Source organism: Paraburkholderia suaedae (assembly GCF_040812055.1).
GTDB lineage: Bacteria > Pseudomonadota > Gammaproteobacteria > Burkholderiales > Burkholderiaceae > Paraburkholderia.
Genome location: NZ_JBFOAH010000001.1, coordinates 413,832 through 427,005, shown reverse-complemented (window position 1 = coordinate 427,005; position 13,174 = coordinate 413,832). Strand labels below are relative to the sequence as shown.

Here is a 13,174-nt window from a genome sequence, read left to right as displayed (position 1 = left end):
CGTGCTGCGCGGTCATTACGCCTGGGGCACGGCCACGCCGACGTAGTTTTCCGCCATCGCGGTGGCCGCTGCGCGCGACGTGGTCACGTATTCCAGCTCGGCCACCTGCAATTGCTGCTCGAACGGCGACGCGCCCTCGATGCGGTGCATCATGCTCGTCATCCAGTACGAGAAGTGCTCGGCGCGCCAGATGCGTTTGAGCGCGGTTTCGGTATAGCTGTCGAGCAGATCGGTGCGGTTTTCAACGTAGAACGCATCGAGCGCCCGGGTCAGCACACGCACGTCCGCAACCGCCAGGTTCATGCCTTTCGCGCCGGTCGGCGGCACGATATGCGCGGCGTCGCCGGCGAGAAACAGCCGGCCGTGCTGCATCGTGGCCGACACGAAACTGCGCATGCCGACAATGTTTTTCTGGAAGATCTTGCCGTCGACGATCTTTTGGCCGTCGTGCGAATCGACGCGTGCGTGCAACTCGGCCCAGATCCGGTCGTCGGACCAGTTCTCGACCGAGTCCTTCGGATCGCATTGGAAGTACATGCGTTGCACGTTCGGCGAACGCGTGCTGATGAGCGCGAAGCCACGTTCATGGCGCGCATAGATCAATTCGTCCGATGACGGGCGCCCTTCGCATAGGATACCGAACCAACCGAACGGGTAGACGCGTTCATAGTCCTTGCGCAGCGCCTGCGGAATCGAAGCGCGCGACACGCCCTGCGATCCGTCACAGCCGATCACGAAGTCGCATTGCAGCTCGCATGCTTGCCCTTCGTGGCGATAGCGGATCGACGGCTGCGCGGTATCGATGCCGTGCAACGACGTTTCGGACACGCCGAAACGCAGCGCGCCGTTGGCGGCCACGCGCGCGGCGACCAGGTCCTTGATCACTTCGTGCTGCGCGTAGACCGTGATCGAATGGCCGGTGAGTCCGGTCAGATCGATACGCCGCCGCTTGCCTTCGAAGGAGAGCTCGAAACCATGATGCAGCGCGCCTTCGGCTTTCATCCGTGCGCCGACGCCGGCTTCGCTCAGCAGGTCCGTCGTGCCCTGTTCGAGCACGCCGGCGCGGATGGTGGATTCGATCTGGTCGCGAGTGCGCGTTTCGAGCACGACCGACTCGATGCCACGCAGGTGAAGAAGATGGGAAAGAAGCAGGCCCGCGGGCCCGGCACCGATGATGCCCACTTGGGTGCGCATGAGTTGTCTCCTGAATGCGGCGATTGAATTGCGCTCAGTGTGACGATCACGGGCTCTATGGCGCAACGCGATATCGTGGATAGGCTGTATCGCTTCTCGCGATAGACGGCTTATCTGCAACGGCTGCGCCGAAGGGTGGCAACGCGCGCTAACGCCGAGCTGGCCGAGCTTGTCGCGCCTCGATCAGGCGCACCAGGCACTCATTCAGTGTGGCACGGCATCAAGGTAAACCCCGACCGGATCTGCGGCGCGAGAAACAGGCGATACGCAGGGTCGTGTGTCGTTTCGGATTCGGAACCGGATAGCCGAGTCGCGAGAAAGCGCTCTGACGCGCTGGCCTCGGTCGTAAGCACCCGGATGCCGATGAGTATATCGAGCGGTATTGCTCGGCCCTCGTTGCGATGACCGCGATCACGTAACGACGGTGTCGATCATGCAGCCTTGTCGCGCGGCATCCACGTTGCCCGGACCTGCATCACGCGCCGCGCCAATCAGTCACGTACGCCGCTCTGCTGTTTGAAAGCGCCAAGAATGCGCCTTTCGATCGCGTTGTAGTCGCCGCCGAAGTGGTGATCACCGCCCGTGCGAATTACCGCGATACCGGTTTTATCCAGCGCCGGACACAGCGTGTCCTGCTCTTGCGCGCCGTAGAAACACTGCACGATCGCGGGAGGCACCTTCTTCAATTCCGGCTGCACCCTCAAGGCCTTGTCGCTCGCCGGCATGCCCAGCCAACCGCCTACCCGGATCTGGAAATCGGCGTCTGGCGCAAAGCCGAGCAAAGCGATCAGCGAGACCTGCGCGCGCTGCGCTTGCGGCAGACGGTTGTACGCGAACGGCATCACGTCGGCGCCAAACGAATAGCCGATGAGCGCAATGTGCTCCACATGCCAGCGCGCGCCGTAGGTCTGCATCACGCGAGCGAGATCGCGGCTCGTTTGCGCGGGCGGCTTCTCGCTCCAGAAGTAGCGCAGGCTGTCCCAGCCCACCACCGACACGCCGTCTTTCTGCAAGGCCTGCGCGATGGTCTTGTCGAGATCGCGCCAGCCCCCGTCGCCGGAAATGACGATCGCCATCAGGCCGCTCGGATGCGCGGCCGGCAGCTCGATCAACGGCAGATCGGAGAGGTCGTCATCGCTGGTCGACACGGCCTGCAGATGCGGCGTGAGCAAGGCGACGATGCGCGCACGATCTCCGTTGCCGGTGCTCGCCGTTTCGACGAAGCCCGGCACCTTGTCGCGGATCACCGTCGGGTCCGGCGGACAAGGCCGAAAGCGCGTATCGAGCGCATGCTCGGCATCGACCGAGACCGCACCGGCAATCGTGTTCGACGGCGCCTGTTCGAGGACGTGCATCGCGAGCGTCGCGCCTTGGCCCGTGCCCGCCACGATCGGCGCGAAATAGTGATTCGAGTGCGATTGCCGTTCTAGCTGGTGGCTCAACGCTTCGGCGTCGCCGACCAGCTGATGGCAGCTTTCCTTCTTGCCGCTCAGCCTGGCGGCGTAACGCGCGGTGTCCACGCCGACGGTCAAGGCGCCGGCTTTTGCGAGGGCATCGGCGGTCTGCTGGTCGGCCGCGTTCCAGCCGCTCGCCTGCGAGTACAGCACCACGAAGCCGCGCAACGGGCCGCTCGGCTGGGTGACAGTGACGTCACCGTAGCGGCCGCCGGGTACCGTGGAGGTCGCCGCTTGCGCAAGCGCGCCACCGGTCACGAAGCCGGCCACGACGGCGAGCCTGAAGATCGAATGCAAAGTCATGAACGCCGGCCTCCTGCCAGCAATGACAGGTCTGCGAGCGTGAAGAACACGCCCACCGAGCCCGACGCCGCAAGATAGCGCGGCTCCCAATGCGGCTGGAACTTGCTCTTGAAAGCACGCAGGCCGCGGAAGTTATAGAAGCGGCCGCCGAAGCGCCACACGATGCCGGCCAGCCGGTGCCAGCGCGACGCGAGGGGCGTCGGCTGCATGCCGGAGAGCGGCGCAATGCCGAGACTCAGCGAGCGGAAGCCGGCCTGCTTCAGATGCAGCGCCAGCTGGGTGAACAGATACTCCATTGCATACGCCGACGCGCTTTCTACGTGCCGCATCACGCCGACCGTCGCCTCGGTGTTCATATCGGTCGTCATGAAGGTGACGAACGCCACGGGCTCGCCGTTCTTGCGCACCAGCATCACCGATTGCGCCGCGAGATATTCGTCGTTGAACGCCGCCACCGAAAAGCTCTTCTCGCGCGCGTCGCGACTGTCGAGCCAGCCGTCGGAAATCTCGCGCAGCGTTTCGAGCGACGCAGGCACGTTCGGCTGATCGATCACTTCGACCGTGAAGCCGTCGCGCTCGCCGCGCTTGAGCGCGTAGCGCAGATGCGCACGATGCGAGCCCTTCAGATCGAAATCGTCCAGCACGACGTGCGCTTCCTCGCCGAGCTTCATCAGCGTGAGCCCGGCGTCGAGATAGAGCGGCAAAGCGTTGGCGCGAACCTGATAGAACGCCGCGCGCCCGCCATGGGCATGCGCGAGCGCGACGAACTTGCGGATGAGGCCCGCCCACTCTTCGCGCGGTCCCACCGGATCATGCAGCGCGGCCCACGTGCGACCGTTCTTCGCGTACATCAGGAACGCCTCGCGTGACTCGGAGAACAGGAAGCTCTTGTCGCCCATCAGCGCGAGGCCGGCGTCGCTGCGCTCTTGCGCGCGCACGATGCGGGCCGCGTCGCGCAGATCTTCCGGCGCGGGTTTGACGAAGCGGCCCGCCGCCGGCCGCAGCAACTGCCAGAACGAAAACGTCGCCGCGAACACGCTCGCGGCGAGCGTAGCGCGCAGCGCACGCGGTGCGCGCTCGTCGAATGCGAATTGCCACCACAGGTCGCGCGTGTAGGGCACGTCGCGGAACGCGAACAGCATCACCCACGTGGCGAGCATCAGCACCATCGCGACCGAGACCAGCCAGCCCGCCGTAAAGCGCTCCGCGAACAGCGACGAATGCCGGCTGAAACGCCCGCGGGTGGACAGCAGCAATACGATCAGCGTGCCGAGCACACCCGCTTCGACGAACGCGAGACCTTTTGTCAAAGACAGCGCGAGGCTCAGCACCGCGAGCAGCAGCGTCATCCACCAGGCGGCGTCCAGACGCCGCAGCAAACCGCGCGCGACGAACAGCAGCAGCACGCCGACGACACTGCAGAGCATCTGCGAGCTTTCGAGCACCCACAGTGGGACGAGGTCACGCAAGACGTAAATGCGTTGCCAGAACGCGGGCGTCGCGCTGGAAATCACCAGCATGCCGCCGACCACGAACGTGACGAGGCTCAGAAACAGCGGCGCGAGTTCCGACGCGCGCTTCGCGCGCAGCAACGGCAGGTGGTTTTTCAGCGCGCGGCCTTCGAAGCCGGCGAGCAGCGCTGCGGAAACGATCAACGGGACACCGAAATAGATCGCGCGATAAGCCAGCAGCGCGGCAACCATCTGATGCGTTTGCACGCTGCCGCTCAGCGTGAACACCATCGCCGCCTCGAACACGCCGACCCCGCCGGGCGTGTGGCCGATCAGGCCGAGCAGCATGGCTGCCGCATAGACCGTGATGAAAGTCACGAAGCTCACGTTCGTATGCGGCAGCAGCGCCCACAGCGCGAGGCCCGCGGCCACCACGTCGAGGACCGCGAGCGCCACTTGGGCGAGCAGATCGCGGCGCGCCGGAATGTCGAACGAGAGCCACTGCCAGCGCGTGCGGACCGGGCGCGTTTCACGGCGGCATGCGGCAGCCGCGAGCGTGAGCGCGAGCAGTAGCGCGGCGCCGCTCCAGCGCAGTGCGACGGGCGGCAGGTGCAGCATCGGCGCGAGCTGGGCGGACAGGCCGAGCATGCCGAGTGCCGACATCAGCACGAGCGCGAGCGCGAGCGATACGCTCGTGAACACGGTCATGCGGCCGATCTGCGCGGGCGTGATGTTGGCGACGCCATAGACGCGCGCGCGCACGGCGCCGCCCGTCAATGCGCCGAAACCGGTGGCGTTGCCGAGCGCCGAACCCGCGGTCGCGCCGATCCACAGCGCCACGCGCGGCACGGCTGCGCCCAGGTAGCGCAGGCCGACCGCATCGCGTCCGATCAGCGCCACGTAGCTGAGCGCGGTGGCGCCGAGCGCGGCGCTCCACTCGCCTGCCCGCAGTTGGCGCAACTGACGGATCACCAAGCGGTAGTCGACCGCTTGCGACACATGCTGCAACACGACCAGCAGCAGCCCGCAGATCACGAGCGCCAGCAACGGCGAGAGGATTTTCCGACTGCCGAGCGTCTTTGAGAGGCGGGTGAACGTTGCGCGTAGCCGGTCGAATTCGTTGTTATGTCGATGGAACATGGTCGATGCGGGGGCCTTGCGTGGAACTGTCGCGACGACGGGAGCGTCGGTCGCTGCGTCGTCTGAGTGGGCGCTTACAAAGGGATAACGGCAAATTGTGTAAAAGGTTGACAGCGGGGGCTATTTCGCCGCTATTTAACAGCCGGCAGCGGTCGATATGGGCGGTCAGATTGTCTGCTGGGGAGCCGGTTCGGTCTTCCCTTCACCGTCATTGGGCAGGACTGCGCAGGCCGTGCGGTTGTGACTGCCTCTCGCTGACCGTGCTTGTTTTCGCATGGGGCCGTAGTCGAGTTCCCGACCTATTTCCCGGCGACGTCATGGAGTTGAAAGGGACGGCGAGGCGCCGGTTGAGGTTTTCGCTGCACCGGGCATTTATCTGGTCTGCCAGATAGCACAACGCCCGCTACGCGAGCGGGCGTTGTACTGCAAATCACGAGGGGCGCCGCCGGAACAGCCGCGACCATGCGGGTCACCGACTCGCCGGCTCAGCGCATTGCGCGCGGCTCCGGCTTCCCGGCCAGACCAACGATGCGCCGGGCCTTACTGAGGACGGCGATAAGCTTCCGCGATAATCGCACAGTTTTGCAGATGCAGATTCAGCGCATGCAGCGCCAGGGCGCGCAACTTGCCCAACAGACCCACGTTGGCGGTGGTGGAATGGGCGGTGGTGTTGGAAGCGGTGCTCATGATGGACTCCTGTATAGGGTTTATACCTAGGCAATAACCCGATTATAGTCTACTTATGCCGCACTGCAACAACTAATCACGCACCGCATGGGCGGCGCACTACCCTCACCCCGCCCCGAAACGCAAAGGGTCACTTCCCCGCCGAACACTATTAACAATCCGCACCGTACAGGTGCAATAATGCCCCCTTTGCCTGCGCTCCTCCGCCGCAGTTCCGCCTCCATGACCGCCGCCCTCCAGAAAGCTCTGATTGCGCCCCTGATCGTTGCCTGCGCGATGTTCATGGAAAGCGTCGACGCCAACGTGATCGTCACCGCCCTGCCCGCGATGGCGCGCGACTTCGGCCGCGATCCGGTCACGCTGAAGATCGCGGTCACGAGCTACGTGCTGGGACTGGGCGTGTTCATTCCGGTGTGCGGCTGGCTGGCCGACCGATTTGGCGCGCGCACCATCTTTCGCACGGCGATCGGCGTCTTCGTAGCAGGTTCGCTCCTGTGCGCGGCGTCCAACTCGCTCGCCACGTTCACGCTCGCGCGCTTCGTACAGGGCGTCGGCGGCGCGATGATGGTGCCGGTCGGCCGAATCATCATCTTTCGCGTGGTCGACAAGTCCGACTTTATCCGCGCGATGAACTACCTGAGTGTGCCCGCGATGCTCGGCCCCGCGGCAGGCCCACTGCTCGGCGGCTTCATCACCACGTATCTGCATTGGCGTCTGATCTTCTTCATCAACGTGCCGATTGGCATGCTCGGCATCTATCTGACCAGCAAGTACATCGCCAACACGCGCGAGCCGCATCCGGGCCCGCTCGACTGGATCGGCTTTCTGCTGTCGGCGGCGGGCGCGGTGCTGCTTCTGCTCGGGCTGTCGCTGGTGGGCGGCGAACTGATCCCCATCGACGACGCATTCGGCATGTGCGCGAGCGGCGCAGCACTGCTCGCGGTCTATGTCGCTTACGCGCAGCGCGTCGAACTCCCGCTCCTGGATCTGCGCTTTTTCAAGGTGCCGACGTTCCAGGCGAGCGTGCTCGGGGGTTCGCTATTTCGCATCGGGCTCGGCGCGTTGCCGTTCCTGCTGCCGCTGATGCTGCAGGAAGGCCATGGCATGAGCGCGTTCCAATCCGGCCTCATCACGTGCGCCTCGGCGTTTGGCGGCATGTTCATGCGCACGGTCGCCTCGCGCGTGCTGCGGCAATTCGGCTTTCGCTCGGTGCTGGTGGTCAATGCCGCGCTATCGGGCCTGTCGATCGCGGCGTGCGGGCTGTTTTTCCCGAGCACACCGACCTGGATCATCTGGGTGGTCGTGCTGCTCGGCGGCTTTTTCCCTGCGTTGCAATTCACCAGTCTGAATTCGCTCACGTATGCTGAGATCGCCAGTCGCGACGTGGGACGCGCAACGAGTCTCGGCAGTGTCGTACAGCAGATGTCGCTCGGACTCGGCGTGACGGTGGGCGGCATCGTGCTGCAGGTTTCGCGCGTGCTGCACGGGCACCCGGGCATCACGTGGTCAGACTTCTGGCCGGCGTTTCTGGTGGTCGGCCTGTGTTCGTTCGCGTCGATTCCGGTCACGCTGCGCATGCCGCGTAGCGCGGGGGAAGACATTTCGCGCGGCGGGCGCGGTTGAGCGACACATACCGGCTGTTCCTCGTGCCATGCCATGACGAGCGCTCGACGGGGAAGTCCGGGCCCAACACGACGTTGCGGGAGCGGCGCGATGAACGCGGCCGTGATTGCTTTCGATGGGTACTTGTCTGCCTTGCGCGCGCGCCGCATCCGAAGCGCGGCGGCCGGGTTTGCGGCGCCTGGCAGGCGCCGCGCATTGGCGGCTGGCCACATCGTGATGCGCGCCGGGCATCGCGGCTGCGTGAAGCGGTGCCGATCGGCCGTCTGCTGACCGTGCAAAGCCGCAGGATAGGCAAACGCCTGGTAACATGCGCGCCCCGCCACCCGATGCAGGCGGTCGCCGGCTCCACGCCGCCAGGTTTCAGCCAGATGGAAGAATCACGCGAAGAAGCCGGGCAGCGTTCCGGTCTGCGGCGAAAACGATCAGCACAACGATAGGACGAGCCCGCCGCTTTAATGCTCAGTCGGCCCCGCCGTTGCCGCGCCGCGCTTCCGCCTGCGCGAGCAGCGCATCGAATTGCGCGAGTTCCACCGGCTTCACCAGGTGTGCATGAAAACCTGCGGCGCGAGTCCGCTCGCGGTCGCTGGCGTGGCCGAAGCCGGTCATCGCGACGAACATCGTGCCGGCCAGTTGTGGCATCTTCCGAAGTGCGACGAGCGTCGCGTAGCCATCCATTTTCGGCATCGCTATGTCGATCACCGCCAACTGAGGTGCAAAGTGCGGCGCGATCTCCAGCGCCTGTTCGCCGCCGTAGCCGATGCGCACTTCGTGGCCCTTCAGTTCCAGCAGCATCGCGAGGCTGTCCGCGGAGTCGTGATTGTCGTCGACCAGCAGGATCCGCAATGGCGCCACCTCGGGCGCCGCGGGCTGCGCGGTCGCGGCCGCGGCGACTTCCGACGATGCACCGATGAGCGGCAAACTCAGCGTGAACGTGCTGCCGCAGCCGAGCCCTTCGCTGCTTGCGAAGATACTGCCGCCATGCATCTCGACCAGCGATTTGCAGAGCGTGAGCCCGATCCCCAGTCCGCCCTCGCCCGAGTTCTGGCTGGTTTTTTCCTGCGCGAACAGTTGGAAAATCTTGTCGAGCGATTGCACGGGAATGCCGCATCCCGAATCGCGCACTTCGAGCACCGCCATGCGGTAGTCGATGCGGCCAGTCACGTCGATACGGCTGCCCGCCGGAGAGAATTTCGACGCGTTGTGCAGCAGGTTTTGCAAGACCTGTATGAGCCGGGTCATGTCGCCGCGAACGAATACGGGTGCGTCCGGCACGTGCGGCACGATGATCTGCTCCTGCGCGTCGGTGAACGGCCGCGCCGCTTCGATTGCGCGCGCCACCACTTCGCCCAGATCGACGCGGCCAACGCGCAACTCGACCTTGTCCGACATGATGCGGCCCACGTCGAGCAGATCGTCGACCAGCCGTGTCAAATGGCTCACCTGGCGGTCGATGAGATCGCGCGAATGCACCATGGCCGGACTCAGCCCGGTTTCGAGCTGCATCACGCCGACGGCGTTGCGCACCGGCGCGAGCGGATTGCGCAGCTCATGCGCAAGCGTCGCGAGAAACTCGCGCATGCGCTCGCCCGAGCGCTCCAGTTCTTCACGCTGACGCCGCTCGGTCAGATCGCGCGTGACCTTTGCGAAGCCGCGCAAGCGGTTCGATTCATCGTGCACGGCCGTGATGTTGACGTTGGCCCAGAAGGTGGAGCCGTCCTTGCGCACGCGCCAGCCTTCGTCTTCCACATGGCCGATCTGCCGTGCGATGGCGAGTTCGCGCGCGGGTTTGCCGGCTGCGGCTTCCTCGGGCAAATAGAACAGCGAGAAATGCCGGCCGATGATCTCTTCGCGCGTATAGCCCTTGATGCGCGCCGCGCCCGCATTCCAGCTCACCACATAGCCTTGCGGATCGAGCATGAAGATCGCGTAATCCTTGACGCAATCGACCAGCAGTCGAAAGCGCTCCTCGCTTTGCCGCAACGCTTCGAGGTATTCGCGTTGCGCGCTCAGGTCGCGCGTGATCTTGGCGAAGCCGGTGAGCACGCCCTCCTCGTTGCGGATTGCCGTGATCACGACGTTAGACCAGAACATGGTGCCGTCTTTGCGCACGCGCCAGCCTTCATCCTCGAAGCGGCCCGTGAGCGACGCCTGTTGCAGCTCATAGGTCGGCCAGCCGCGCGCCACGGCTTCGTCGGTATAGAAGCGCGAGAAATGCTGGCCGATGATTTCCTGCGCAGTGTAGCCCTTGAGCTTCTGCGCGCCGACATTCCAGCTGACGATGTGTCCGGTCGCATCGATAAGATAGATTGCGTAGTCTTCGATCGCCTGCACGAGCGACGAGTAGTCGACGCCGACGGTGGGCGTCGCACGCATTGCGGCGGTGTCTCGGCCGGGCTCGCCGTCGTCGTGGGCGCAAGGAGCATCGAGCGGGTTCATGACGCGCAAGTATAAAGGTTCCGCGTCAAAGGATACACCGCGCATGGCAGTCCCTTTGCCCATGATTTCACCGATAAACGCGTTGCGGGCCGATGCGCCGCCGCGTGGCGGGCTCCGCATAAAGCGATCGGCCCGGGCCCCTGTTTTGCTACCCGACAACTGCTGGACAATCGTGATCGTTCATAGAAAATCGGAGCCCCAATTGAAACGAACCAGACAGGCACTCAGTACCCTGGCGCTCGCCGCAGCGCTCGCGCTCGCCCCTGCCGCGGCTCACGCTGAAGGCTGCACCAAAGGCGCGGTCGTGGGCGGCGCCGCCGGGCACGTCGCCGGACACCACGGCATGGCGGGCGCGGCCGCGGGCTGCGCAATCGGCCATCATGAGGCGAAGAAGAAGGACAAAGCGGCGAGCGCGGCCGCCGCGGCGAGCGAACCCGCGAAACAATAGCGCTTGCCCGCACATGATCGACAGGCGGTCATGACATATCCCGGTCACGACCGCCTGGCTCACGCGATTCGCGCAACCGCGCTATCGGCTCGCTGCGCTCGCCGTCAATCTTCGATGGCGCTCGCTCAGCCGGCCGCGGCGACCTTTTCCGCGAGCTTCGCGTCGTAACTCGAATGGATGTGCACGCGTTTTTTATCCGGATACGCGTACGAATACGCTTTGCGCAGCGCCAGCGACGCCTCGTGGAATCCTGACAGAATCAGCTTCTGCTTGTTCGGATAGTTTGCGATGTCGCCGACCGCGAAAATGCCCGCGCGCGAACTCTCATAGTTCGACGTATCGACATCGACACGGCCGCCGTGAATCGTCATGCCCCATTGCGCGATCGGTCCGAGATCGGCGACGAGCCCATATAGCGCGACCAGGTGCTCGGCCTCGAGCCGCGTCTCGCCCTCGATTCGCCGCAACGTCAGCGCCTTCAATGCATCGCCTTCGACGATGAGGCCCGCGATCGCGCCCACGACGAAATCCATCTCGCCCGCCTCTACCGCGCGCCGCATCGACGCGACGCTCGAATCGGCCGCGCTGAAGCCGCTGCGCCGATGCACCAGCGTCACCCGGCGCGCGACCTTGCGCAGCGCGAGCGCCCAGTCGAGCGCGGAGTCGCCGCCGCCTGCCACGACCACCGTCTTGCCGGCGAAATCGGCGAGACGCGGCACGCTGTAGTGGACGTGGCGCGACTCGAGCGGCACCGCCTCCGGCAGCGTCAGTTTTTGCGGCACGAATGCGCCGTTGCCCGCCGCGAGCAGGATGGCCGCGACGTCGAACACGAGGCCGCGCCCGGTGCGTACAGTCCAGCGTCCGTCCTCGCGCTGTTCGACCGACTCGACGCGCTGCTCCAGATGGATCGGCACGTCGAACGGCTTGCATTGGACCAGCAAACGCTCGACCAGATCGCGTGCGGTGCACGACGCAATGGCGGGGATGTCGTAGATCGGCTTGTCCGGGTACAGCTCGGTGCATTGACCGCCGATCTTGTCGAGCGCGTCGACGATCTGGCACGACAGGCCGATCACGCCCGCCTCGAACGCCGCGAACAGGCCAACGGGGCCGGCGCCGACGATCAGCACGTCGCAACGGATCGCGGGCGCGAGGGAATCGGCTGGCGGGTCGGTGGCGGGCGTCATGGCGGTCTCTGCGGGAAGGCGATGATCCACCATACCGAATCGCCGGAAGCCCGTCAACGATGCCATTACAGGCGGTAAGGCCGCTCGGCGGGTCACCGACGCGGCGGCTGCGCGCGGCAAAGTGGTCACCTGAAAATCGCCGAAACCGGATATTTCCGCAATCCAATCGCGCGCCTAAGCTTGATCCATCGCATCGCACCACGGCATGCGTCCAACCGACTCAGGAGTGAACCATGGAACAGCGTCTCGACTTCTACAAAGCCAACCCCGCAGCGATCAAAGCATTGCTCGGCGTCGAAGAGCGCATCGGCAAATCGGCGCTCGAAAAATCGCTGACCGAACTGGTCCGCCTGCGCGCCTCGCAGATCAATGGCTGTGCTTTCTGTGTCGACATGCACACGAGCGACGCCCGCAAGGGCGGCGAAACCGAGCGGCGGCTCGCCACCGTGGTCGTGTGGCGCGAAACGCCGTTCTTCACGGACCGGGAACGCGCCGCGCTCGAATGGACCGAAGCGCTGACCCTGGTGTCGCACGAGCACGTGCCCGACGCAGTATGGCACGCCGTGCGCCCGCATTTCAGCGACGAGGAACTGGTCGACCTCACGCTACTCATCTCCGCGATCAACGCGTGGAACCGCTTCGCGATCTCGTTTCGCAAGATGCCCGCCTGAACGCGCGCCATCGACCTGAACGCAGGCATCAAGCTCACCGGCACGGCCGCTGTTCGAAGCGGCATCCGAACAGGACCAGGCCGGCGGTCACGAGTTCTTGCGCCCCGCGCTGTAATTCCCAGGCGCTGCAAGGTCGCATGACCGTGAACGCTGTGGGCACCTTGCACAGCGTGTGCGCGGCGGCCCACGGCGTCGCGCAGATCCTGTCGCTCGGCGCGGAGTCGCTGCTCGCAAGCGGCAAGCTGGTGGAGTTGTTTCCGGACTGGGCCGACCAGGTTTATCTGCTGTATGCGCTCCAGCCATCGCGGCATCATCGGCGGGCCAAGGTGCGCGCGTTCTTCGAATTCATTGTCTCGCTGACCGGCGGTGCGCTGCATGAAGCCGCGGCTCGGGCCGATCGAACGGCTTGGCTGTGCGCGCTCGTTGTCGGCAAAATGGGACGGTTCGCGGCGTGCAGCGGCTGGTCGATAGCCGCTTCTGCGGTGCGGTTTTCTTGTGCGCGACTAGTACGACCATGCCGCAGAAGCACGATTTCCGCCTCATACCCTTCGCATGCCAGCATGTCGGCATTCGTGCGCAG

9 protein-coding genes and 1 pseudogene are annotated in these 13,174 nt (G+C 65.1%); 4 read left to right on the top strand and 6 right to left on the bottom strand.

The genetic code is table 11. The annotated features are described in order from the left end of the window. Positions 1-15 precede the first annotated feature (15 nt). The 4 genes from ABQJ48_RS01840 to ABQJ48_RS01825 all read right to left on the bottom strand — a co-directional run bounded on the left by ABQJ48_RS01840 (position 16) and on the right by ABQJ48_RS01825 (position 6,229). Complete coding sequence (locus ABQJ48_RS01840; protein ID WP_367835570.1) at positions 16-1,194, bottom strand: 4-hydroxybenzoate 3-monooxygenase; 1,179 nt, start codon at positions 1,192-1,194, stop codon at positions 16-18. A gap of 491 nt (positions 1,195-1,685) precedes the next feature. Further along, positions 1,686-2,951 (bottom strand): virulence factor family protein, encoded by a 1,266-nt coding sequence (locus ABQJ48_RS01835; protein WP_367835569.1) that lies wholly within the window; start codon positions 2,949-2,951, stop codon positions 1,686-1,688. After that, on the bottom strand, positions 2,948-5,542 hold the full coding sequence (mprF, locus tag ABQJ48_RS01830) for a bifunctional lysylphosphatidylglycerol flippase/synthetase MprF (RefSeq protein WP_367835568.1): 2,595 nt from the start codon (positions 5,540-5,542) through the stop codon (positions 2,948-2,950). The genes ABQJ48_RS01835 and mprF overlap by 4 nt, the downstream gene beginning before the upstream one ends. A 540-nt stretch (positions 5,543-6,082) precedes the next feature. Further along, on the bottom strand, positions 6,083-6,229 hold the full coding sequence (locus tag ABQJ48_RS01825; protein WP_367835567.1) for a hypothetical protein: 147 nt from the start codon (positions 6,227-6,229) through the stop codon (positions 6,083-6,085). Between the two features lie 222 nt (positions 6,230-6,451). Between ABQJ48_RS01825 and ABQJ48_RS01820 the strand changes: the two genes are divergently transcribed. Next, positions 6,452-7,852, top strand: a complete 1,401-nt coding sequence (locus tag ABQJ48_RS01820; protein ID WP_367835565.1) for an MFS transporter — start codon at positions 6,452-6,454, stop codon at positions 7,850-7,852. 459 nt (positions 7,853-8,311) lie between these two features. Here ABQJ48_RS01820 and ABQJ48_RS01815 read toward each other — a convergent pair whose 3' ends face one another. After that, positions 8,312-10,288, bottom strand: a complete 1,977-nt coding sequence (locus ABQJ48_RS01815; RefSeq protein WP_367835563.1) for a PAS domain-containing hybrid sensor histidine kinase/response regulator — start codon at positions 10,286-10,288, stop codon at positions 8,312-8,314. Positions 10,289-10,520: 232 nt separating this feature from the next. Here ABQJ48_RS01815 and ABQJ48_RS01810 point away from each other — a divergent pair, with 232 nt between their 5' ends. Beyond that, positions 10,521-10,736 (top strand): hypothetical protein, encoded by a 216-nt coding sequence (locus ABQJ48_RS01810; protein ID WP_367835973.1) that lies wholly within the window; start codon positions 10,521-10,523, stop codon positions 10,734-10,736. 125 nt (positions 10,737-10,861) lie between these two features. On the opposite strand, the gene ABQJ48_RS01805 is transcribed toward ABQJ48_RS01810, so the two are convergent. Further along, a complete protein-coding gene (locus ABQJ48_RS01805) occupies positions 10,862-11,923 on the bottom strand; it encodes an NAD(P)/FAD-dependent oxidoreductase (protein ID WP_367835562.1) in 1,062 nt (353 codons plus the stop codon). A 233-nt stretch (positions 11,924-12,156) separates the two neighbouring features. On the opposite strand from ABQJ48_RS01805, the gene ABQJ48_RS01800 reads away from it, so the two are divergent. Together ABQJ48_RS01800 and ABQJ48_RS01795 are read left to right on the top strand one after the other, a co-directional pair. Continuing rightward, complete coding sequence (locus tag ABQJ48_RS01800) at positions 12,157-12,594, top strand: carboxymuconolactone decarboxylase family protein (RefSeq protein ID WP_367835561.1); 438 nt, start codon at positions 12,157-12,159, stop codon at positions 12,592-12,594. Next, positions 12,477-12,965: pseudogene (locus tag ABQJ48_RS01795) on the top strand (LysR substrate-binding domain-containing protein); the annotation flags it as partial. The gene ABQJ48_RS01800 and the pseudogene ABQJ48_RS01795, both read left to right, overlap by 118 nt. Positions 12,966-13,174: the final 209 nt, after the last annotated feature.